Consider the following 23029-nt stretch of genomic DNA (forward strand, 5'->3'; position numbering starts at 1 on the left):
GATAGACATGTTGAAGATATTGGTATACATCCACGCCCCCGCAGGCACCCCGACCAAGGGCCAGCGCGAGCTGCTCGCACTGGCCGGAAGCCTCGGCGAGACACGTGCGGTGCTGGGCGCCGAGGCGGATGAGGCCGCACTGGCTTCGCTGAGCGCCGCGGGTTCCACGGGATTCTACGTAGCGGCCGGCGGAATCGACGCATCGTTGCTGCTCACCCCGGCCGTCTCGTTGCTGGAGGCGGCGGTGCGCGACTTCGAAGCAGACGCGGTGCTGCTGCCCAACGGCATCGAGGGCCGCGAGATCGCCGCCCGCACCGCCGTACGCCTTGACGCAGCGGTCATTACCGACGCCATCGACGTCGACACGGATCTCACGGTCACCAAGCCGGTGCTGGCAGGCAGTCACACAGTGAAGGCCCAGGGAACCCGGGGACCGGTGTTCATCACGCTCAAGCCCAACAGCATCGAGGCGCCCGAGACCGACGCCGGGGCCAGGGCTGCCGCATCGCTGCACGAGTTGTCGATCGAGGCAACCGCCCCGGCCGCGCGCATCACCTCCACCGCACCACGTACCGCAACCGGGCGTCCGGAGCTTTCCGGGGCGCGGTTCGTTGTCGCCGGAGGACGTGGCGTCGAGGGGAATTTCGCCCCCGTGGAGGATCTGGCCGACGCGCTGGGTGCCGCGGTCGGCGCCTCACGGGTAGCCACCGATGCCGGATGGATTGAGCATTCGGCCCAGGTCGGGCAAACCGGGGTGACGATCTCGCCGCAGCTCTACATTTCCGCGGGGATCTCCGGGGCGATCCAGCAGAAGGCCGGCATGCAGGGCGCCAAGTGCATCGTGGCCATCAACAAGGACCCGGACGCGCCGGTGTTCGAGATCGCCGACCTGGGGATCATCGGGGACCTGGCCACCGTGCTGCCCCAGGCAGCCGCCGAGATCCGCCGGCGAAAGGGCTAGTGGGCATGAGCCATCAACCGGCGGGACAACGCCCCGCCTTCAGCCCGGAACTTGCGCGGGTCAAGCGGGTGCTGTGCTTCGGTGCGCACCCCGACGACCTGGACTTCGGGGCCTCGGGCACCGTGGCGGCATGGACCGCAGCCGGTGTGCAGGTCGAGTACTGCATCATGACCGACGGGGACGCCGGGGGGTTCGATGCGCGTACGGAGGCGGAAATCATCACCACCAGGCACGCCGAGCAACGTGCCGCAGCGGCCCTGGTCGGCGTTGGGACCGTGCACTTCATGGGCGAGTCCGACGGGTTCCTTGAGGCCAACCACAAGGTGATGAAGCAGGTGGTTGCGCTGATCCGCGCCATGCGCCCCGACGTGGTGCTGGCGATGCACCCGGAACGGAACTGGGAGCGCATCCAGCGCTCGCACCCAGACCACATGGCCTGCGGGGAAGCGGTCACCCGCGCGATCTATCCGGCGGTGGAGAACCCGTTTTCCTACCCGGAGCTCGCCGAGGCCGGGCTTGAGGCGTACAAGCTGCCCTGGCTGTGGCTCTACGGTGCGCCCGCTGCGCGCGAGAACCACCGAGTGGACATCACCTCGGTCTTCGGGGATAAGCTCGCCGCGCTGCGCCAGCACCTGAGCCAGCATCCCGACGTGCCGGCCATGGAGGCCTTCGTGCGCCGCCAATGCCAGGAGCAGGGTGCCATCGCCGGATTCGGGGACGGAGCGCTGGCCGAGGCGTTCCATGTGGTGGCCGTCAACGCACAGGACACCATCGCCGGGTTCTAGGCAACAAAAAACCGTGGGCCGCACCGCTTTTCGAAAAAAGGGGGCGGCCCACGGTCGTGCCATGCGTGGCTCAGGATTATTTATCTGCGGGCAGGTCCAGCACGATGAGCGGCTCGGTGCTCGGGGCGGTGCTGCTTCCATCGGAAGGTTCGATGGAAACCATGACCGAGCCAAGCTTCTCGATGCCGTTGAACCCCTCCTTGACCGGCTTGCCGTTGGGGGTTGCCCCTGCCAGGAAGGTGGAGCGATCGGTGGAATCCTCGATGAGCCACACCGAGTAGTTCTCCGCAGAGTCAAGGGCCGGCAAGTCGGTCAGCTCGATCATCCCCGCATCGGCCCTGGCCGAGGTGGTCAGCACCGCATGTCCGCCGCCTTCCATCTCGCCCTGGGCGACGACCTGGTCGGAGGCACGCTCGACCTTGGCGACGTCGTTGGACGGAATCATGGTAACCAGCGCGGCGACCAAGCCGATGAGGACCACTGCAAGGCCCGCCACCACGAACATCCACTTCTTTATCGGGCGCCGCGCAGGGCGCTCGGAGTCGAAGGAGACCTGGTCGACAAGATCCATGCCGAGATCGTCCTCGTTCTCGTCGCCGCGGTGTGCTGGATCGGTGCCGCTCATCAGTTGCCATCCTTTTCAAAGAGTCTCGGTGGCCGGTGAAAGCCACGTGTAAGCCTAGGCCAAAAGGCTAGGTGTTTGGTGTGTGACGCCGCGGGTTCCACTCTTGCGCGCGCGGCGGTTCCTAGGTGGAGGGGGCGTTGGCGAAGGAGTGTTGACGCCACGCCTCGTAGACGGCGATGGAGGCAGAGTTTGCCAGGTTCAGCGAGCGGCGGGCCTCGAGCATCGGCAGCCGCACGGTGGCGGTGACGTGCGCATCGGTCTTGAGCCCGGCGGGCAACCCAACGGACTCCGGGCCGAAGAGCAGGACATCGCCGGGTTCGTAGGCGATGTCGGTGTACCGCGTTTCGCCCTCGGAGGTGAAGGCGAAGACGCGGGCCGGGGCCAGTGCCGCCCACGCCGCTTCGATGTCCTTGTGCACGGTAACCACCGCCAGATCGTGGTAGTCAAGGCCAGCACGACGCAGCTTTGAGTCCTCGAAGTCGAAGCCCAAGGGCTCGACGAGGTGCAGCTCGGAGCCGGTCACCGCGGCAAGGCGGATGGCGTTGCCGGTATTGCCGGGAATTTCGGGGGTGTAAAAAAGGATTCGGAACACGGAAGACAAGTTTACGCTCCAGCGGGTCCCGGGCTTGCAGCAGGGCTGCCCGCGGCGCGGCCAACGGGGCCGCCCGGCGTGCGCCGAGGCCGGGGGATCAGTGCATTCCGCCGAGCAGCCGGCCCAGGATGGTGCGATCCACCACATGTGGGGCGGGGCCGGTGCCCAGGAACATCTTCATCTCCCGCACCAGCTTCACGGCGTTGACCACGTTGACCGCGTTCATGGGCCCGGGTTCCCCGCCACGTGCGTAGTCGATGACAGGCTCGTGCAGGTTTCCGTCGGGAGAGAGGATGACCGTCCACCCTGTTACGTTCATTTCGGGGAAGAGCGCCTGCATGTCGTGGACCAGGGGGGCGATCTTCGGCGGGTCGATGTGCTTGCCGTCGCGCAGCAGCGATGTCCCGTCCCAGCGGTAGACGCCCTTGGGCAGCATCATCGAGTGCACCAGCGCCAGCCGGTAGCCTCCGAGCAGGGCGTGGTCGATGTAACCGCCACCAGGTGCATGGAGGCCGTTGATCAGCCTGGCCGCGGGCAGTAAGGGCAGCAGCTGGCGCGAGATCAGCTGGACGGTACGGTTCTCCCGCGCCAGGCGGGCCTGGGCTCCGAAGATGCCGCGCTTGCGCGGGGCGCCGTGGACCTGGCTGACGGATGTGGCCCGGTCGATGGCGCCGGGCTCGTCGAGACCGGGCAGGTAGATGGTTGCGTCGGAGGTCGTGGGCCTGGAACCGTTGGTGCCAAAGCGCACGGAGTCCCCTGCTGCGGGTGCCGGGTTGGATCCGTGTCCCGCACCGGCCGGGGCCTTGCCGCGCAGGTAGCTGGATTCGGTGCCGTAGCTGCGGTCGTAGCGGGCGCGCGAATCCGCATCGATGAGCGTTTCGTAGGCCAGGGTGACTTCGGCGAAGTCCTCGGCGCTTCCGCCGTGGTCGGGGTGAGTGAGGCGGGCGGCCTTGCGGTAGGCGGACTTGATTTCCGTGGCGGTCGCCGTGGGGCCGATGCCTAGGAGATCATAGTGGGTTTGCCGCTGGGCCACGTGGCCGCCTTTCGGTTAGGGATTCTGGGGCAGGGCGCCGGGGCGAACCGCAGGGAGTTCAACGCTCGATGCCCCCATGTCACTCTAGCGATCCTACCGGTTCGGGATGCGGGTTCGCTGAGCGGAAAAATCGCTGTGCCCCCGTGCCCCCCGGGGGACCGGGCGCCACCGGTTCCTAGGGCCTGCGGTATTCAGCCAGTAGGGCGCCGTCCTCTTCGATCAGCACCCGCAGTGCCATCGCGTGCTGTTCGGCGCCGTGGCGGCCATGGGCGATCCGCGGGGAATCCCCGCCGACCAGGATCGGTGAAAAGGTCACGCACAAGCTGTCCACGGCATCGGCATGGGCGAAGTCGCCGAAAAGCGTGGGCCCGCCCTCGGAATGCACCATGGCCAGGCCGCGGGCGCCCAGCGTGTCGATGATCCAGTGCGGGTCGATCCCGGGTCCCGGATCCGGTGCCGCGATGACATCGGCAACGGCGCCCAGTTCCGCGATCCTCGAAGGAGAGGCAGACCCGGAGGCCAGCAGCAGGATCCGGTCGTGGCTTTGAACGAACAGCTCGCTGTCCGCCTGAAGGTTCAGCCGTCCGGATACCACGGCCAACACCGGGCGTTCGGGCATCCCGCGCTCCAAGCGCCAGGCGCGCGAGGCCTCGTCGAGCAGTTCGCCCTCGTAGCCTTCGGCCCGCACCGTCCCGGCACCGACGAGGATAACATCAGCCTGGCGGCGCAAGAGCATGAACAGGCGCTTGTCTGCTGCGGTGCCCAGGGCGCCGGAGAGCCCTCCCACGGTGGCAGCCCCGTCGATCGAGCTCACGAAGTTGAAGCGGACGAAGGCTCCGGTCCTCCTGGGGGCGTATGCCTCAAGCAGGCCCGCGTCGTCGATGTCCTGGCAGGGGCCCGGGACCAGGCGGCGCATCAGGCGTGCTCCCAGGCCGATGGCCGGGCCTTGAAGGGTTCGGGTTGTGCGGGGGCGTTGGCATCGCCCATGTTGTGCAACAGGTAGGTCGGTTCCCGCCATCCCTGGGCGGCCTCCAGCATCCTGATGGTGGAAACGGATTCGGGGATGTTGTGCATGCGGATGATCCTGGCGCCGTTCATGATGCACATGGCCGCCGCCGCCATGGAGCCGGCGGTGCGCCCCGCCTTGGGCAGTCCCAGGGTCTCGCCGATGAAGTCCTTGTTGGACACCGCCGCGAGGCTGGGATAGCCCAGGGCGGCTATGGCGCCGAACCCGGCGGTGAGTGCCAAGGTGTGGCGGGTGTTCTTGTTCAGGTCATGGCCCGGGTCCACGATGAGCTTGTCATCGGCGATCCCCAGCGACTTGGCGAACTCGACCTTCCCGCGCAGGTACTCGGTGACCTCGGCAACGACGTCGGTGTATTGCGGGCGGGGATAGCTGGTCCTCGGGGAGGCCAGCGAATGGGTGATCACCAAATGCGTGCCTGCTTCGGCCACCACGGACCCGAGCTCCGGGTCGCTGAGCCCGGTGGTGTCGTTGATGACATCGGCGCCGGCGGCGATGGCGGCGGCGGCCACCTGGGGACGGAAGGTGTCCGCGGAGATGATCGCATTGGAGTTGGCGCGCACCGCCTCGATAACCGGAACAATCCGCTGTGCTTCCTCCTGCCAGGACAGAGCCGGCCCCGGGGAAAAGGGGACGCCGCCGACATCGACCCAGTCGGCGCCGGATTCCACCGCATCAAGGGCGGAGGCAACAGCGGAGGAGAGCGAAAAGGTGGCACCGCCGTCGTAAAAACTGTCCGGAGTGCGGTTGATGATGGCCATCAACGCGACGCGGGTACTGAAATCGATGCTCTGGTGCGCAAAGCGATGCACCGGTTGACGGAGGGCGGGGAGAAACATGCTCATGGACCCTCCTAGCGAAGATCTGTTAGATCATTCTTACCAGTTTTAGAAGCTCCGGGGTGGTCCCGACGCCTTCCGGGTCTTCCCCGCGGAAGCGGAGCCGGGGGATCGGGTGGGCGCCGGCGCCCGCGGGCCGATACCCTGAATGAATGACTTTGAACTTCACGGCCCCGGAGGCCGGGGCATGGATTGTGCAGGAACTCCAGGCCCAGGGGACCGATTCCGACACCGCAAACCTGGTGGCCGGACAGGTGCCGCGTGGCTACGACGCCTACGCGAGGATCTTCCATCCGGCGATGGGCCCCAACGGGCAATCGGTGCCCTGGTCACGGATCGCGGCACGGCGCGGAACCGTCATGCACGCGCTGGCGCAATTCGCGCCGCTCTCGGGCATCGGCGAGGACGGGGTGCCGCTGGCCGAGGACTCATGGGAGGGCGACGCCCCGGGACGGGACGGGCTCGGTGGCAGCGAGCTTGTGGCCCTGGCACCGCTGCTGGCCGCACATACGGCAACGCCCGATGAGATCTACCTGGCGCTGTGGAACGGGCTGGCCTTCATCCACGGCGGGGACCAGGTCGAGGTGGTGATCGCCGATGATCCCTCGCTGGGCTCCGATGAGAACTCCCGGCGTGCCATCGAGCTGGCCGGCAAGGCCAAGGATCCCGCGTTCTGCGATGAAGTGCGCAACGGGCCGATGCTGCAGCTGGACTCGGGATACCGTTCCTTCTACCTCTTTTGCGGGGACGGAGGGGACCTCGCGAGCCCGCTGTGGGCACGAACCTCACTGGGCGAGCAGCGCCAGGCGCCCAACATGGCCTGGCCTAAGGACCGCAGCTGGCTGATGAGCACGGAGCTCTATGAGGACTCCACGATCGTTGGCGGAAGCCGCGGCCTTATCGATGCGCTGCTGGGCTGCACGGGGCTGGAAGCCTACGAGGTCACCGCGGATTCCCGGCTCGATGCCGCCGGGGACACCCGCAACGAGCTGCCCGAGGCCGACACCGTGCCCTTCGACCCGGAGGAGCTGGCGGGGGAGTACTTCGCCGGGGATGGAAACTAGTGCTCGTTTCTCCCACCGGTGAACGGGATGCGTGCGGTGGCCGTAGCGGTGCCAAGAAGGTTGTGAGGAATCACTCTGCCCCGAAAACCCGCACAACGGCTAGAATTGTTCGGTGTCCTTCAGCCCCGTTTACCTAGACCACGCAGCCACGACACCCATGTCCGGCGCTGCCCTGGCCGCAATGACCCATGAGCTGGCGCAGACCGGCAATCCCTCGTCGCTGCACGGGGCAGGCCGCCGCGCCCACCGGGTCATGGAAGAATCCCGTGAGCGCATCGCCGCAGCGGCAGGGGCGCACGCCTCGGAAGTCATCTTCACCTCCGGCGGCACCGAATCGGACAATCTCGCACTCAAGGGCCTGTACTGGAACCGCAACGCCGCAGATCCCCGCCGAACCCGCATCCTGGTTCCGGTCATCGAACACCATGCGGTGCTCGACACCGCCGAATGGCTTGAAACACATGAAGGCGCACGCATCACTTGGCTTCCGGTGGACACCGACGGGGTCATCGATCTTCAGGTGCTGGCAACCGAAATCGCCCGTGACCCGGAATCAATCGCGCTCATCACCGCCATGTGGGCTAACAACGAGGTCGGCAGCGTCCAACCGGTCGCCGAGGTGGTGGCGCTCGCCGATGCCCGCGGCATCCCCGTACACGCCGACGCCGTCCAGGCCTTCACCGCGCTCCCGTTATCCTTCGCCGAGTCCGGACTGGCCACCATGGCCATCTCGGGACACAAGGTCGGAGGCCCGGTGGGCATCGGAGCACTGCTGGTGCGCCGCGACGTGGTGCTCACCCCGGTGCAGCACGGAGGCGGACATGAACGTGCCCTGCGCTCCGGAACGCTGAACGCGGCAGCGGCCGCCGGTTTTGCCGCAGCGGCGGAGGAAGCGGTCAAGGACCTCGCCCTCAAGAACGAACGCCTGGCCACCCTGCGCGATGCGCTTATCGCCGGGGTCCGCGCCCAGGTTCCCGAGGCGGTGTCCAACGGCACCGCCGACCCGAATCACATCGGCACCAGGCTGCCGGGAAACGCACACTTCACCTTCCCCGGCTGCGAGGGCGATTCGCTGCTCTTCGTGCTGGACATGCTCGGGGTGCATTCCTCCACAGGGTCGGCCTGCACCGCTGGGGTCCCGCGCCCTTCCCACGTATTGTTGGCCATGGGCCGCGACGAACAAACGGCCCGGGGAGCCCAGCGATTCACCCTGGGGCACACATCCAGTACCGCCGACGTCGAGAAACTCGTGGCGGCACTGCCCGAGGCATACCAACGGGCCAGAAAGGCCGGCATGGCCGGCGACATCAGCAGCATCCAAACAGCAGGAACAGGGTTTACACGATGAAGGTTTTGGCAGCGATGAGCGGCGGAGTGGACTCCGCGGTGGCAGCGGCACGCGCGGTTGATGCCGGGCACGACGTCGTGGGCGTGCACCTGGCGCTTTCGAGGATGCCCGGCACCCTGCGCACCGGCTCGAGGGGCTGCTGCACCGTCGAGGACTCCAACGACGCCTGGCGCGCGTGTGACAAGCTCGGCATCCCCTACTATGTCTGGGACTTCTCCGAACGCTTCAAGGAAGATGTCGTCGATGACTTCATCGCCGAATACGAGGCCGGACGCACCCCCAACCCCTGTATGCGCTGCAACGAACGCATCAAGTTCGCCGCACTGCTGGAAAAGGCCATCGCCCTGGGCTTCGACGCGGTATGCACCGGGCACTATGCCAAGGTCATCCGCGATGAAGCCGGCAACCCCGAGCTGCACCGCGCCGCGGACTGGGCCAAGGACCAGTCCTACGTGCTGGGCGTGCTGACCCACCAGCAGCTTGAACACTGCATCTTCCCGCTGGCCGACACCCCCTCAAAGGCCGAGGTCAGGGCCGAGGCCGAAGCCCGCGGGCTCTCGGTGGCCAAGAAGCCTGACAGCCACGACATCTGTTTCATCCCCGACGGGGACACCCGTGGCTGGCTGGCCGAGCGCATCGACATGACCCCCGGGGAAATCGTTGACGCCGAGGGCAAATCGCTGGGCAAGCACGAGGGCGCCCACGCCTTCACCGTCGGCCAGCGCAAGGGTCTGAAGCTCGGCACCCCAGCTTCGGACGGCAAGCCGCGCTTCGTGCTGGAAATCCGTCCGAAGGAAAACAAGGTGATCGTCGGTCCCGAGGCACTGCTCGCGGTCGATGAGCTGCGCGGCATCAGGATCTCCTGGGCCGGACTGCCGATTGCCGAGGCAGAAGCCGGCACCGAGTTCGATTGCATGGCCCAGGTCCGCGCCCATGGGGACCCGGTCGATGCCAGGGCCCGTGTCGAGGCGCAGGTGGACGGCAGCAACGTCTTGGTGGCCACCCTCATCGAGCCGATGCGCGGCGTGGCACCGGGCCAGACCATGGTCATCTACCAGGGCACCCGCGTGCTGGGCCAAGCCACCATCGACTCAGCCCGTTCCACCGCCTGGGATCCGAGCCTGGTGTCCTGAACTGGGTTGCCGGGTCGGTTTGTTGTTCCGGCGCCCGCGAAATTCCGGTGTCTCAAGAGTGGAACATGCGACCAGTTGATTCAGTGACCAGTGGCCCTGGCAGCAAGGGCTGGTTCTCCGAGGTGGTTGGTTGGTTTTCTCGACCTCGATTAGCTGCCTGGCCGGTTCCCCGACGGGGGTGCTGGCGCACAATCGTGCCGACGCGTCGAGCGTGGAGCGGCGCTCCAACGGCCAGCCCGTCACCAGGAGACTCCCCTGGCGCAGGAGCGTCGATGACCCGGAACCGGGCCATGGGTTGGTGCTGAAAACAGTTCCCCCAAGCCCCGGGCACGGCATCGCCATGACGGCGTTGACCAATCAACCCCTCCGGCTTCATGGGCCCGGTGGCCAGGACGGGCACGGGTAAGACCACCTACCTGGCCTTGGTGCCAGCCCCCTATGCTCTCGCAAACTACACACCTAGGATGGAGCCCGTGGCCCGCTTGGGCACGGACTTGCCAGTGAAGAAGGACGAGACCCATGGGAAAAATCCCTGATGTCGAAAAGGAAACAAGCGATTTGCACGTGACCAAGGACCATGCGGTGGTGATAGTCGGGGGCGGGTTTGCCGGCGTGGCAGTAGCCAAGCGCCTCGGACGGGCAGGCGTGGATGTGCTCCTGCTCGACCAGAACAGTTACCACCAGTTCCAGCCGCTCTTGTATCAGGTGGCCACATCCCAGATCGCCGTCTCCACCGTGGCCCGTCCCTTGCGATCGATCCTCCGCCGCGAGCGGGAACACGTGAGCATCAGGGCGGCGCGCGTCGATGCCATCGACGCGGCCAACAAGACCGTCACGACCGTTGACGGGCTCACCTACCGGGGCCGGTTCCTGGTGGTCGCTTCAGGGGCCGAACCCAACTTCTTCAACACTCCCGGTGCCGAGGAACACGCCTACCCGTTGTATTCGATTGATGATGCAACCAGGCTGTCCTCCGCACTGCTCGGAGCATTGGAGCGGGCTTCGGCCACACGCGATGCGTCAAACGAACAAGCCAAGTTGGCCGTTGCCGTGGTTGGTGCCGGTCCCAATGGCGTCGAGACCGCCGGGGCCATCGCGGAGAACATCAGGTACGTGGTCGCCAAATACCACTCTGAGCGGTTCGCCGCCGAGTCCTGCGAAGTGCATCTGGTGGACATGGTGGACACCGTGCTGCCACCGTTTTCCAAGGCGTCGCAGAAATATACCCGCACACAGCTGGAGAACCTTGGTGTGCATCTGCACCTGGGAAGCGCAGTGTCCTCGGTTTCCGCAACGGAGATAACGCTCGCCGACGGAACCACCATCACGGCCGGTATCGTCATTTGGGCCGGCGGGCTAAAGGCCTCGCACCTGCTGGGGCCCGCCGGGTTCACCACCGGTCGTGGCGGGCGGGTCGACGTGAATCCGGATTTGACGGTGCAGGGCTTTCCCGGGGTATATGTCCTGGGGGACACCGCCAACATCACGGACGCCAAGGGACGCGGCCTGCCCCAACTGGGATCGGTGGCCAAGCAATCAGGGAACTGGGCGGCGAAGAACATCCAGGCCGAACTTTGCGGAAAGCCGCGCAGCGACTTTGAGTTCCTGGACATGGGATACATGGCCATGATCGGCCGCGGAAAATCCGTGGCCGAGCTGACTCCCCGCCGGTACCAGCTCCAAGGACCGCTGGCGTTCCTGGCATGGCTTGGCGTCCACGTCATGCTGCTCTCTGGCTGGCAGCAGAAAATCGGTGCCGTCGTCTCTTGGTTCCGCGACTACCTCAGCAGAAGCCGGCCGCAGGTCGTGGTCCACCAGCCGGAGGTCTATGAGCAGACCAGGCGCCACGGCCCCACCACGGAACCCGGTGGACCCACCGGGGACTGAAGCTGTAAGGCAGGGCCCACCACTGGGAACCCTGTTTCCCTGAGTTCGGTGCCATGCCGGCCATCGCGTGAAGAACCGCGGCGCGGACGCTGAAAACCGCCCCGCAAGCCCGCGAGCGACCAGGCAAGGAAGGGTACCACCCAACTGACGAAAGGCGTTTTGTGGAAACCCCGGACCTCATCCTGAGCAATGCAAACTTCATCACCGTCGATGATTCGGACACGATCGTGCAGGCAGTGGCGGTCACTGCCGGACTAATCAGCGCCGTCGGCAACGCCAGCGAGATCGAGGCGCTGGCCGGGCCGGGAACCGAGGTGGTGGATCTCGGAGGCCGGACGGTGGTGCCCGGCTTCATCGATGCGCATAGCCACATCTCCATCGGGGCCTCCTACATCGGCAAGGCGGATCTGCAGACCCCGCCGGTTGGAAACACGCTGACCGTGAAGGACGTCATGGCGAAGCTGCACGATGTGGTGCAAGCCAACGGCACCGCCCCCGGAGACTACGTTTTCGCCTGGGGGTACTATCCCGAATCGATGAGTGACGGCGGCTCCATCACCGCCGGGATGCTGGACGAGGAGTTTCCCGAGCACCGGGTCATGATCGTGAATGTATCGGGCCACGGCGGCATCGTGAACTCCATGGTACTCAACGACGCCGGGTACGCGGACGGCGTCGCGGACCCCGAGGGCGGGAGCATCGGCAGGTACCCGGGAACCGGGAAGCCAAACGGCGTGTTGTGGGAACAGGCGTGGATGCCGCTGCTGGCCAACCTTCCGGACTACGGGCGGGCCGAATTCGAGGCGATGTTGGCGACCTATGCCTCGTGGGGGATGACAACCGTCCAGGACGGGGCCGCCTCCATGGAGCAAATCGGCAAGATCCGCGGATTCGCACAGGAAGCCACGTTGCCCATCGATGTGCGGTCCTTGGTCACCTACACGGACCTGGATCCGGCCATCGACTCCGGGATGGTGGACAGCACGGTGGGCGGGCACACGCTGCAAGGTGTCAAGCTCATTGTGGACGGCTCCCCGCAGGGACGTACCGCGTTCATGACAACCGAGTACCGCCAAGGCGGCCCGGGGGAGCAGGAGCACTGGCACGGCCTAGCCAACATGGACCAGGAACTCACCGATGAAGTCGTTGAAAAGGCGTACCGGCACGGATTCCAGGTTTTCGCACACGTCAACGGGGATGCTGCGATCGACCGGCTGGTTGCCTCGCACCGGGCGGCACTCGGCGCCGGAGCGTCCCCGACGGCCCCGACGGTTCCGATACATTCCCAGGTGATGCGACTGGAGCAACTCGATGACTATGTTGCCGCGGGGATGGAGCCATCGATGTTCACCGTGCACACCTACCTGTTCGGGGATACGCACCTGAAGAACTTCGGCCAGGAGCGAGCCTTCGGGATCTCGCCCATGCGATCGGCGCTGGACCGGGGCTTGCGTCCCTCGAACCACTCGGACTATCCGATCACACCGATCAACCCGCTGCTGCTGCTGTGGTCATCGGTCTCGCGTACCTCGATCGGCGGAGTGGTCATGGGGGAGCACGAGCGCGTGAGCCCGCTGGAGGGCCTGCGGGCCTTGACGATCAACGCTGCACACGAGCACCGGTGCGCCGGGGACCGCGGCTCGATCGAGGTCGGAAAGCTCGCCGACCTTGCTGTCCTTGATGCCAACCCGCTTCAGGTATCCACCGACGCGATCAAGGACATCGGCATCGTGCGTACCTACAAGCGTGGTTCCCTCGTTTACCAGGGTGCTTCGGGTCACTGAGAAGCGGCCGGTTGCCCAAGGGTGGCCTTGCGGGGGCACCGCAAACGCAAAGATCCCGCCTGCCAACCGCGAAAAGCGGAAGGGGCGGGATCCTTGCCTGGCACAGGGGTGTGGCTAGGCCTTGTCTTCGTCCACGATGCCGTACATGCGGGTGGAGATATCAGGGTATTCCAGCCGTGCCTTGCCCTCTTCGAGGCGTGGCAGCTGGGCGGGGCCATGCTCGGAGCAGTGGACGAAGTCGAATTCCGGCCACCACTTCTTGGGCCGCTCGGCATCCGCCAAGCCGCACACGGCACACGTCAGCTGGACCCACACGGGGCGCTTGGAGGTCCGGTTGGCGCGCGACTGGATGAGCCAGGCCGGGGGATTGGAGTTCAACTCGGCAAACGCCGCTTCGCTCAGGCGCGGCGGAATGCCGTGGCGCTTGGCCATTTCCGTGGGGATATCCAACGCAATCGCTGCGTCTCTACGTGTCATCATCGTGCTTAACCCTAGGCCACATCGGCCGCGCCCGTGGACCCGCCGTGGCGCCGGCCCCTTGCTGCTGCCGGAAGGGTGCCGGCCCGTGCAAAGATCACGTTTCGATTTCATTGGCCGTGCACGACCGCCGGTAGTGGCCTTTAGTGACGGTAATCACCTAGGGTGGATGGCACGTGCGTTTACTCGCAACGCACCTGCTCGCAGACAGAAAAGGATTGCTCATGGCCCGCAAGAAGAACGGGATGCGCCTAGCCGCAGCCGTTATTGGCATTTCCGCCCTAACCCTGACCGGTTGCACAGGCCCGGCCTCGAACACCGATGGCAGCGATGGGGGAGACGGCGGCGCCACAAGCGCCCCGATCACCCTGGGAACCACGGACAAGGTCACCTCCCTTGACCCCGCCGGCTCCTATGACAATGGCTCGTTCATGGTCATGAACCAGATCTACCCGTTCCTGCTGAACTCCGAGCCCGGAGGAGCGGAGCCGAAGAATGACATCGCCGAATCCGCCGAGTTCACCACTCCCACCGACTACACGGTGAAGCTGAAGGCCGGACTGAAGTGGGCCAACGGCAATGACCTTGATTCCAAGGACGTCAAGCACTCCTTCGACCGCCAGGTGAAGATCAACGACCCGAACGGTCCGGCTTCCCTGTTGGGCAACCTCGCCTCCGTCGAAGCCCCGGATGCCACCACCGTGGTCTTCAAGCTCAAGAGCGGCAACGACCAGACCTTCCCGCAGGTGCTCACCAGCCCCGTCGGTCCGATCATCGATGACGAGGTCTTCCCTGCGGACAAGGTCCTCGATGATGAGGAAATCATCTCCGGCAAGGCATTCGCCGGCCAGTACACCATTGAGTCCTACGCCAAGAACTCGCTGATCTCCTTCAAGGCCTTCGACGGCTACCAGGGACTCCTTGGCAAGCCCGCGAACACCGATGCCAACATCAAGTACTACGCGGACGCCAACAACCTCAAGCTTGACGTGCAGCAGGGCAACATCGATGTCGCCTGGCGCTCGCTCTCGCCCACGGATGTCGAGGACCTCTCCAAGGACTCCAAGGTGAAGGTGCACAAGGGTGCCGGCGGCGAGCTGCGCTACATCGTGTTCAACTTCGACATCATGCCTTACGGTGCCAAGACCAAGGACGCGGACGATGCCAAGTCGTTGGCCGTGCGCCAGGCTGCCGCCAACCTCCTTGACCGCGAAGCCATCGCCAAGCAGGTCTACAAGGACACCTACATCCCGGCGTACTCCTACGTTCCTCAGGGATTCACCGGCGCCATCGAGCCGCTGAAGGAAATGTACGGCGAGAACGGCGGACCGTCGGCGGACAAGGCCAAGAAGGCGCTCGCGGATGCAGGGGTCAAGACCCCCGTGGACCTGAAGCTGCAGTACAACCCGGACCACTACGGCCCGAGCTCGGGTGACGAGTACGCCATGGTGAAGAACCAGCTGGAGAAGGGCGGACTGTTCAAGGTCGACCTGCAGTCCACCGAGTGGGTCACCTACCAGAAGTCGCGCGTCACCGACTATCCTGCGTACCAGCTCGGCTGGTTCCCGGACTACTCCGATGCCGATAACTTCCTCACGCCGTTCTTTGCCAAGGACAACTTCCTGGGCAACGGATACAACAACGCCGACGTCGACAAGATGATCAATGAGCAGCGCGTGGAAACCGACCGTGACAAGCGCACGACAATGATCGAGGACATCCAGACCAAGGTCGCCGGGGATCTTTCGACCCTGCCGATCCTGCAGGGTGCACAGGTCGCCGTGGCCGGAGCCGACGTGACCGGGGTCGAGAAGACCCTTGACGCCTCGTTCAAGTTCCGCTTGGGCGTCTTGGCCAAGTAGGTTCCCCTTACCGGGCAACCTGCGCTGCATCTGCCCGCTTGGGCCGCCGCGGCCGTGTCCACCGCCAACAGGGACGGTGGGCACGGCCGCGGCGCTGCCCGTTGGGCACGCACCCATTAAACTCTTGAGCTAGGACTCCACCACCCCATGGCAATCACTACCGAAATCGCCGGTGACCCACCGGCACCCACGGCGCCGAAAGCAGCGCCGGGCAAGGCAGGAGGCAGTTTTGCACGCTACCTCGTCACGCGTTTCCTGCTGATTTTCCCCACCATCTTCATCCTGGTCACGCTCGTCTTCTTCTTGATGCGCGTCACCGGCGACCCGATCACCGCCGCCCTCGGCGGCCGCCTGACACCAGGCCAGCTGGCCGAGCGCATCGCCGAAGCCGGATACGACCGTCCGGTGATGGTCCAGTACTTCGAGTACCTCGGGCAGATCTTCACCGGTGACTTCGGGCGAACCCTTTCCGATAACCGCGCTGTCACCGAGGTCCTGCTGACCTACGGCGCCGCCACCGCGGAACTGGCCTTCAACTCCCTGCTCATCGCGTTGGTCATCGGCATCCCCTTCGGACTGATTTCGGCCAAGCTGCGCGACCGCTGGCCCGACGCGATCCTGCGCGTCTTCGCGATCCTGGCCTACGCCACCCCGGTGTTTTTCGCCGGACTGCTGCTCAAGCTCATCTTCGGGGTCTGGCTCGACTGGCTGCCCATTGCCGGGCGCGCCAACATCAAGACCGAGCTGGCACTGACGCGCCTGGAAAACCCCAGCGGGATCTACTTGCTCGACGCCCTGCGTTCGGGGAACCTCTCCGCGGCCGGCGATGTCATCCAACATGCGATCCTGCCCGCCGTCGCCCTGGGCCTGCTCACCGCCGGGGTGTTCATGCGCTTGGTGCGCACCAACGTCATCGGCACCCTTGGCCGCGAATACGTGGAGGCAGGCCGCTCGCGCGGGGTCTCCGAGTACCGCCTGCTCACCAAGCACGCCTACCGGCCGGCGCTGATCCCCATCATCACGGTGATGGGCCTTCAGATCGCGCTGTTGCTCGGCGGTGCGGTGCTCACCGAGACCACCTTCGAATGGAAGGGCCTGGGTTTCCAGCTCGCCCAGTACCTCACCGCACGCGACTTCGTGGCCGTGCAGGGCATCGTGGTGCTGCTGGCCGTCATCGTCGCACTGACCAACTTCCTTGTGGATATCGTTGCCGCACTCATCGACCCCCGAGTGAGGTTCTAGACCATGGCTACAACACTGAAACCCGCCAAGGACGCCAAAGGCGCATTGTGGACGAGGCTTCCGATCATCCGCCACTACCGGATGAGTGCCGGGCTGCAACGCGGGATGCTGGTCGCCGGACTGGTCCTGAGCGCCATCTTCGTGCTCGCTGCCGCACTGGCCCCGCTCCTTGCACCTTTTGGGTTCTCGCAGATCTCCGATGCCGATGGCAACTTCCCCACCCAGGCGGCGCCCGGGGGCAAGTTCCTCTGGGGCACCACCGTGGGTGGATTCGATGTCTTGTCCCGTACCCTGTGGGGCGCGCAGACCGCGTTCGCAGTGATCGTGGTCGCCGTTGTCTTCTCCATCTTCCTCGGTGTCATCCTGGGCCTGGTCTCCGGATACATCGGTGGTTGGCTCGACAGGGTGCTGGTGGTACTGGCCGATGCCATCTACGCCTTCCCCTCGCTGCTGCTGGCCATCGTGATGTCCATCGTGATTTCCCACGGCCAATCAAGTCTCTGGGGAGGGGTGATGGCCGCGGCGATCTCCATCACCGTGGTCTTCATCCCGCAGTACTTCCGCGTCATCCGCGCCGAAACGGTGCGCCTGAAGGCCGAACCCTTCGTCGAGTCGGCCAAGGTCGTCGGAGCCTCGAGCCCGCGCATCATGTACAAGCACGTCTTTCGCAACGCGACGCGCACCTTGCCGTTGATCTTCACGCTCAACGCCTCCGAGGCGCTGCTGACCCTTGCCGGGTTGGGCTTCCTTGGCTTCGGCATCGAGCCGACGGCCGCCGCCGAGTGGGGCTTTGACCTCAACCGTGCCCTCAGCGATGCGACCAGCGGCATCTGGTGGACCGGTGTCTTCCCGGGCGCTGCCATCGTGCTCACCGTCCTGGGCCTGACCCTGGTGGGCGAATCCATGAACGACCTGGCAGATCCGCGGTTGCGGTTGCGCCGAAAAGCAAAGCGCCGCAGCGGAAAGGCCACAGCATGAGCCACCAAGGAACCAAGGAAATCGGCGCCGCCGGCGCCACCGTTTTGGACATCAAGGACCTCGAAGTAACCTTCACCACCGATGCCGGGGAGATCCCCGCGGTGCGTGGGGTCAGCTTCGAGGTCGCGGCCGGGGAGGTCGTGGCCGTCGTTGGGGAGTCCGGCTCGGGCAAGTCCGTAACGGCCCGCACCATCCTGGGGCTGCTGGCCGAGACGGCAACGGCCCGCGGGGCCGTGGTGCTCAAGGGCAACAACATGCTCACGCTGAGCCCGCGCGAGCTGCGTGCGGTACGCGGCGAAGACGTCTCGATGGTCTTCCAGGAACCTTCCACCGCGCTGAACCCCGTCTACACGGTGGGCTGGCAGATCGCCGAGGGCATCCGTGCCCACGGCAAGGTCTCCAAGAAGGAAGCCAAGGCCAAGGCCATCGAGGTCCTGGCCAAGGTCGGCATCCCCGAACCGGAAAAGCGGGTCAACTACTACCCGCACCAATTCTCCGGCGGGCAAAAACAACGCGTCATCATTGCCGCGGCGCTGGCGCTGAACCCGTCGTTGATCGTCGCCGACGAGCCCACCACGGCACTGGATGTCACGGTGCAAGCCGAGATCCTGGAGCTGCTGCGCGAGGTGCGCAACGACTTCAACACCGGGATCGTACTGATCACCCACAACATGGGTGTGGTGGCGGACCTCGCGGACCGGGTAGTGGTGATGTACCAGGGCGAAGTGGTGGAAACCGCGCCGAGCAACGTGCTGTTCACCAACCCGCGCGAGGAATACACCAAGGCGCTGCTGGCAGCGGTGCCACACCTGGGCCGCAACTCGGCCTCGGAGGGTATGGGTGTTCGCTCCGGCCAGGACAAGGAGGTGCTGGTCGAAGCCACCGACCTGAACATCACCTATCCCGGGCGCATGGGCGCACCATCGTTCACCGCGGTGGACGGGGTATCCCTGCAGATCTGCGCCGGCGAGGTATATGGGCTGGTGGGTGAATCCGGTTCCGGCAAGACCACCATCGGCCGGGCCATCGCCGGGCTGAACCGGATCAGTTCCGGATCGCTGAAGGTCCTGGGCCACGAGATGCTCGGGTTCAAGGAGCGCAGCTTCAAGAAGGTGCGCAAGGACATCGGGTTCGTCTTCCAGGACCCGGCGGCAAGCTTCAACCCGCAGTTGAGCATCGCGGAGTGCGTTGCCGAGCCGCTGCTGGTGCACAAGGCACTCGATGCCCGCGCCGCGCGCATCAGGGTCGACGAGCTGCTCGAGGCGGTGCAGCTGCCCAAGGCCTTTGCCCAGCGTTTCCCGCACGAGCTCTCCGGCGGGCAGCGACAGCGGGCCTCGCTGGCGCGGGCGCTGGCCCTTGACCCGAAGCTGCTCGTCGCCGACGAGCCCACCAGTGCGCTGGATGTCTCGGTGCAGGCCAAGGTGCTCGAGCTGTTTAAGGAACTGCAGACCGAGTTGGGCTTCGCCACGCTGTTCATCTCCCACGACCTGGCAGTAGTGGACATGCTCTCGACCTGGGTGGGTGTGCTCTACCGCGGCAAACTTGTCGAGGAAGGCATCGGCAACCAGATCATGGGCAGCCCGGCGCACCCGTACACCAAGCGGCTCATCGCCTCGCTTCCGGTGCCCGACCCTGTGGAACAGGCTGTTCGCCGGGAGGCATTCCTCAAGGCGCTCTAAGCCCGGGGAACCGGAACCCGGTCACCCGCAAACGCCGGTGGGGCGCCCCACCGGCGTTTGGCACCTGCGGCCCCGTGCCGGACGGCTTGGGTTGCGTGTCATGGTTGGGCGCAAACAAGCGCGCAACCCTAGACTTGGAGACATGAGCCAACAGAGAAACGCGCCGGGAACCGACAACGCTGAGAGTGGCGACTACGACCCCACCGCCAGCTCCATGTCCGGCTCCGTTGAGGATTCCGTCATGGACGAGCTGCTGGCCATCCGCAGCAGCATCGACAACTTTGACGCGACGCTTGTCTACCTGTTGGCCGAACGTTTCAAGGCCACCCAGCGGGTGGGGCACCTCAAGGCGGTCCATTCTTTGCCGCCGAGTGACCCGGGACGGGAAAAAGCGCAGATCGAACGCCTGCGCCGGTTGGCCCACGAGGCGCACCTCGACCCGGAATTCGCTGAGAAGTTCATGAACTTCATCATTTCCGAGGTCATCCGGCACCACCAGACGATCTCGGCGACGCACGCGGAAACGGGAAACTAGATGGAGCCCCGAAAAGAGGCAGCAACCGAGCACCGGGTACGAGCCAGCGCCCTGGGATCGATGCCGGGCACCGATCCAATGGAATCAGTGCTGGTGATCCGTGGCGAGCTGGGGGCACCGAACCTGCCGCACCTGCACCAGCTTCCGGAGCGGGGGATCGGCTCCGGTCCCATTGGCCGCGGGGCCCAGCTGCTCGAGGCACTTCCCGTTGACCTGCAACCGCACGGCTGGAGACTGTCCGCTGCCCCCGGCATCGACGCCAAGCGCGCGGCATCGGCCCTGCGCACAGATATGAATGTGCTCAGCGACGCCCTTGGCGCGGAGGAATCCGGCGGTACGGAGCTGAAGATCCAGTTCCCCGGCCCCGCAACGCTGGCCGCCAACCTGTACCTGCACCACGGTGAGCGCGCGGTCGGGGACCATGGGGCGCGCCGCGACCTAGCCCAATCACTGGCGCTGGGCGCCGTGCGGCACCTGGAAACCCTCAACCGGGCAACCGGGGGCCAAAAGATCACCGTGTATATCGAGGAGCCCGACGCCGCAGCGGTATTGGCCGGTTCCCTGCCCACCGCCAGCGGCTACCGCACGCTGCGCTCGGTACCGGCCGCCGAGCTCCGAGGCTGGTGGAGCGTGCTCATCGAGGCGCTTCATGGCGCAGGCGCCGCCGAGGTCGTCATCGGTGCGGACTGTGACCCCGGAAGTTGGACGAAACTGGCTTCAACCGCACTGGAAGCCGGAGCAGACGGCGTCGGCGCTGCTGCCTCCTCCTTGGGTGTCCCCGGATGGGAGCTTGTGGCCTCCGCCGTGGAGTCGGGGAAGAGGCTGTGGCTCGGATGCCTCGACCCGGTGGGCACAATGCCCGGGATCGTTGACGGCGTTGCCGCCATCCGGCGGCCATGGCGCCAACTTGGCCTCGGCGATGCAGGCCTCGGGGCACTAGTGCTGACTCCGGCCGGCGGACTGGCCATGGTCTCCCCGTCGATGGCCACCACCGTGCTGGGGCGCCTTGCCGGCTACGCCGAGGCGCTGAACCAGGTCCGCGTGGACGCCTAGCGCATCGGGGCGAAGCGGCCCGGTATCGGATGGGATGCCGGGTCCAATGCTTCGGCGCCCAGCGCCAGGTCCAGGCGTTCGTTGCGGATACGCAGGTCCACCTGCAGCATCACCAGCATCAACTGGCCCAACACCAGGCCAAGCGCGCCCACCAGGGCATTGGCCACCACGCCTAGGGTGATCCAGGTGGCCAAGGTCCCGTTGGCCCCGACCAACTCAGCGCCGACCGCCGAGACCAGCTGCGAGAGCAACCCCTCCAGGATCCCCAGCACCACCACAACCACCAGCAGGATCCCCAGGATGCGCCACCAGGAGCCACGGGCCAAGGACCATGAGGACTTGATGGCGCGCAGGGTTCCCGTTCCCCGTGCGACCAGCAACGTGGGGACCAGCGAGAGCCTGATCCCGATCCACAGTCCCCCAACCATCAGCACCAGGACCACGGCAAGCAATGCAAGGATTGCTGCGGGGAACCCCACGGCTCCGGCCAGCAGGAACGCGCCGGCGCCCAGCAGCCCAAGGAGCAACACCGCGCCCAAGCCGAGCAACAGGTTCCAGCCGGCAATGCGGAGCATCGCGGCACCGCAGAGGGCAAGGCCCTGGCCCCAGCCGGTGCCCAGCCCGAGCACCGCGCGCATTCCAGCCACCGTCGTGGGACCCACGACCAGTACGTTGGCCAGCAGCTGCACCGCCAGCAACACGGCGCCGGCACCGGCGTAGAACTGCCAGGACTCCTCGAAGATCCCGGCCCACGTGCCCGGTTCCCAAGCCGCGGAGCTTGGAATCGCCGCGGCATCGCCCAGCAGGCGTTCGATGCCTAGCACCGAACCATCAAGTCGTTGGACCAGGAACAGGCAGAGCAGCGCCGGAACCAGCTGGATCAGAATCGCATTTGCAACGGTTGGCAACGGGGCGCGGCGCACCACGGCAAATGTCGCATCCAACAAATCCGCGAAGCCCAGCGGCCTGAGTTCCAGCACCCCGGGCTTGGCCGCCGGGGCGAAGGGCGCACCTGGCTGCGAACCTGTCCGGGAAGGTGCCCCGGCATGGGCAGAGCCTCCGGAGGGTGGCGGCCTCTGGTCCCATCCCGGAGGGGGAGGACCCCAGCCACTGCTGGCCGCTCCGGGATCGGCCTCCGGGACACCGTGAGGGGAAGCACCCGGATCCCGGGCGGGATCCGTGGGTGGGTTTGGTGGTGGGTCGGGCTGCGGCGACATGGCGGGGTGTTACCTCTCATGGGCGCGGACTCGGCGGGGGCAGCAGTATGGAGTACGAAGCAGCCTGTCCACGGGTTTGCCCCAGTTTATCCCCGGTGCGCAAACGGCTAATCAGTGAGGTGGATTGCCGTTTCCGCGGCAATTTCGCCGGTTCGCTCATGTATCCTTGAGGTATCCGGGTGTCTGCTTATTGCTGAGCCCAGCGTCAGGCTACGGAAGGGCAGATTATGAAGGCACGCATCCTGGTTGTCGACGACGACGAGGCGCTGGCCGAAATGATCGGCATCGTGTTGCAGAACGACGGCTTCGAAGCGGTCTTCTGCTACGACGGTGCCAGTGCCTTGGGTGTTTTCCGTGAGGTCAAGCCCGATCTTGTGCTTCTTGACCTGATGCTTCCGGGTCTCGACGGGATCGAGGTCTGCAAACTCATCCGCGCCGAGGACGATGTCCCGATCGTCATGCTGACCGCCAAGGCGGACACCGCCGACGTGGTTCGCGGTCTGGAATCCGGTGCCGACGATTATGTCCCCAAGCCGTTCAAGCCCGCGGAGCTCGTTGCACGCGTGCGTGCCCGCCTGCGCCCCGGTGAACTCCATGCCCCCGAGACCCTGAAGATCGGGGACCTGAGCATCGACGTCGCCGGCCACCGGGTGACCCGCGAGGCCGAAGCCATAGGACTGACCCCGTTGGAGTTCGATTTGCTGGTGGCCCTGGCCCGCAAACCATGGCAGGTCTTCACCCGTGAGCAACTGCTTGAACAGGTGTGGGGCTACCGCCATGCGGCGGACACCCGCTTGGTCAACGTTCACGTCCAGCGCCTGCGTTCGAAGGTCGAGAAGGATCCGGAAAACCCCGAGGTCGTGCTCACCGTGCGTGGCGTCGGCTACAAGGCGGGCCAGGCCTGAGCCTGG

The 23029-nt window shown here is 65.8% G+C and carries 21 protein-coding genes; 14 read left to right on the top strand and 7 right to left on the bottom strand.

Features of this window, described 5'->3' with window-relative positions; genetic code table 11:
- The first annotated feature begins 7 nt into the window (after positions 1 to 7).
- Together ABEA12_RS09385 and ABEA12_RS09390 are read left to right on the top strand one after the other, a co-directional pair.
- Positions 8 to 961: an electron transfer flavoprotein subunit alpha/FixB family protein gene (locus tag ABEA12_RS09385; protein WP_210101226.1), complete on the top strand. Its 954-nt coding sequence runs from the start codon at positions 8 to 10 to the stop codon at positions 959 to 961.
- A gap of 5 nt (positions 962 to 966) precedes the next feature.
- Complete coding sequence (locus ABEA12_RS09390; protein WP_210101225.1) at positions 967 to 1746, top strand: PIG-L deacetylase family protein; 780 nt, start codon at positions 967 to 969, stop codon at positions 1744 to 1746.
- Between the two features lie 76 nt (positions 1747 to 1822).
- On the opposite strand, the gene ABEA12_RS09395 is transcribed toward ABEA12_RS09390, so the two are convergent.
- The 5 genes from ABEA12_RS09395 to folP all read right to left on the bottom strand — a co-directional run bounded on the left by ABEA12_RS09395 (position 1823) and on the right by folP (position 5865).
- Complete coding sequence (locus tag ABEA12_RS09395; protein WP_210101224.1) at positions 1823 to 2371, bottom strand: anti-sigma factor; 549 nt, start codon at positions 2369 to 2371, stop codon at positions 1823 to 1825.
- A gap of 121 nt (positions 2372 to 2492) precedes the next feature.
- Positions 2493 to 2963 (bottom strand): tRNA (cytidine(34)-2'-O)-methyltransferase, encoded by a 471-nt coding sequence (locus ABEA12_RS09400; protein ID WP_210102594.1) that lies wholly within the window; start codon positions 2961 to 2963, stop codon positions 2493 to 2495.
- 97 nt (positions 2964 to 3060) lie between these two features.
- On the bottom strand, positions 3061 to 3996 hold the full coding sequence (locus tag ABEA12_RS09405; RefSeq protein ID WP_210101223.1) for a J domain-containing protein: 936 nt from the start codon (positions 3994 to 3996) through the stop codon (positions 3061 to 3063).
- A gap of 175 nt (positions 3997 to 4171) precedes the next feature.
- Positions 4172 to 4912 (bottom strand): dihydrofolate reductase family protein, encoded by a 741-nt coding sequence (locus ABEA12_RS09410; protein ID WP_210101222.1) that lies wholly within the window; start codon positions 4910 to 4912, stop codon positions 4172 to 4174.
- Positions 4912 to 5865: a dihydropteroate synthase gene (gene folP, locus ABEA12_RS09415; RefSeq protein WP_210101221.1), complete on the bottom strand. Its 954-nt coding sequence runs from the start codon at positions 5863 to 5865 to the stop codon at positions 4912 to 4914. Before folP ends, ABEA12_RS09410 begins: the two co-directional genes overlap by 1 nt.
- A 146-nt stretch (positions 5866 to 6011) precedes the next feature.
- Here folP and ABEA12_RS09420 point away from each other — a divergent pair, with 146 nt between their 5' ends.
- From ABEA12_RS09420 to ABEA12_RS09440, 5 genes are all read left to right on the top strand, one after another.
- Positions 6012 to 6923 carry a hypothetical protein gene (locus ABEA12_RS09420; protein ID WP_210101220.1) on the top strand — a complete coding sequence of 304 codons (912 nt, stop codon included), beginning with the start codon at positions 6012 to 6014 and terminating at the stop codon, positions 6921 to 6923.
- Positions 6924 to 7035: 112 nt separating this feature from the next.
- A complete protein-coding gene (locus ABEA12_RS09425; RefSeq protein WP_345467817.1) occupies positions 7036 to 8271 on the top strand; it encodes a cysteine desulfurase family protein in 1236 nt (411 codons plus the stop codon).
- Complete coding sequence (gene mnmA, locus ABEA12_RS09430) at positions 8268 to 9404, top strand: tRNA 2-thiouridine(34) synthase MnmA (protein WP_210101219.1); 1137 nt, start codon at positions 8268 to 8270, stop codon at positions 9402 to 9404. The genes ABEA12_RS09425 and mnmA overlap by 4 nt, the downstream gene beginning before the upstream one ends.
- Positions 9405 to 9968: 564 nt before the next feature.
- Positions 9969 to 11291 carry an NAD(P)/FAD-dependent oxidoreductase gene (locus ABEA12_RS09435; RefSeq protein ID WP_210102592.1) on the top strand — a complete coding sequence of 441 codons (1323 nt, stop codon included), beginning with the start codon at positions 9969 to 9971 and terminating at the stop codon, positions 11289 to 11291.
- 161 nt (positions 11292 to 11452) lie between these two features.
- The gene (locus tag ABEA12_RS09440; RefSeq protein ID WP_210101218.1) at positions 11453 to 13075 is read left to right on the top strand and encodes an amidohydrolase; all 1623 of its coding nucleotides are present in this window, start codon (positions 11453 to 11455) and stop codon (positions 13073 to 13075) included.
- 114 nt (positions 13076 to 13189) lie between these two features.
- Here the strand turns inward: ABEA12_RS09440 and ABEA12_RS09445 are convergent, their stop codons facing one another.
- Positions 13190 to 13555 (bottom strand): hypothetical protein, encoded by a 366-nt coding sequence (locus ABEA12_RS09445; protein ID WP_210101217.1) that lies wholly within the window; start codon positions 13553 to 13555, stop codon positions 13190 to 13192.
- A 221-nt stretch (positions 13556 to 13776) separates the two neighbouring features.
- Between ABEA12_RS09445 and ABEA12_RS09450 the strand changes: the two genes are divergently transcribed.
- From ABEA12_RS09450 to ABEA12_RS09475, 6 genes are all read left to right on the top strand, one after another.
- The gene (locus ABEA12_RS09450; protein ID WP_210101216.1) at positions 13777 to 15414 is read left to right on the top strand and encodes an ABC transporter substrate-binding protein; all 1638 of its coding nucleotides are present in this window, start codon (positions 13777 to 13779) and stop codon (positions 15412 to 15414) included.
- A gap of 147 nt (positions 15415 to 15561) precedes the next feature.
- Positions 15562 to 16656 (top strand): ABC transporter permease, encoded by a 1095-nt coding sequence (locus ABEA12_RS09455; protein WP_345467831.1) that lies wholly within the window; start codon positions 15562 to 15564, stop codon positions 16654 to 16656.
- A gap of 3 nt (positions 16657 to 16659) precedes the next feature.
- Positions 16660 to 17634 carry an ABC transporter permease gene (locus ABEA12_RS09460; RefSeq protein ID WP_210101215.1) on the top strand — a complete coding sequence of 325 codons (975 nt, stop codon included), beginning with the start codon at positions 16660 to 16662 and terminating at the stop codon, positions 17632 to 17634.
- Complete coding sequence (locus ABEA12_RS09465) at positions 17631 to 19313, top strand: dipeptide ABC transporter ATP-binding protein (protein ID WP_210101214.1); 1683 nt, start codon at positions 17631 to 17633, stop codon at positions 19311 to 19313. Before ABEA12_RS09460 ends, ABEA12_RS09465 begins: the two co-directional genes overlap by 4 nt.
- Before the next feature lie 142 nt (positions 19314 to 19455).
- Positions 19456 to 19848, top strand: coding sequence for a chorismate mutase (locus ABEA12_RS09470; protein ID WP_210101213.1), 393 nt, complete (start codon positions 19456 to 19458; stop codon positions 19846 to 19848).
- Positions 19849 to 20901 carry a uroporphyrinogen decarboxylase/cobalamine-independent methonine synthase family protein gene (locus ABEA12_RS09475; RefSeq protein ID WP_210101212.1) on the top strand — a complete coding sequence of 351 codons (1053 nt, stop codon included), beginning with the start codon at positions 19849 to 19851 and terminating at the stop codon, positions 20899 to 20901. It abuts the gene before it with no gap.
- Here ABEA12_RS09475 and ABEA12_RS09480 read toward each other — a convergent pair.
- Positions 20898 to 22118: a proline-rich domain-containing protein gene (locus ABEA12_RS09480; RefSeq protein WP_210101211.1), complete on the bottom strand. Its 1221-nt coding sequence runs from the start codon at positions 22116 to 22118 to the stop codon at positions 20898 to 20900. The two genes, ABEA12_RS09475 and ABEA12_RS09480, sit on opposite strands and share 4 nt — an antisense overlap.
- Before the next feature lie 227 nt (positions 22119 to 22345).
- On the opposite strand from ABEA12_RS09480, the gene mtrA reads away from it, so the two are divergent.
- Positions 22346 to 23023: an MtrAB system response regulator MtrA gene (gene mtrA / locus ABEA12_RS09485; RefSeq protein ID WP_210101210.1), complete on the top strand. Its 678-nt coding sequence runs from the start codon at positions 22346 to 22348 to the stop codon at positions 23021 to 23023.
- Positions 23024 to 23029: the final 6 nt, after the last annotated feature.

Source organism: Paeniglutamicibacter antarcticus, assembly GCF_039544305.1.
Taxonomy (GTDB): domain Bacteria; phylum Actinomycetota; class Actinomycetes; order Actinomycetales; family Micrococcaceae; genus Paeniglutamicibacter; species Paeniglutamicibacter antarcticus_C.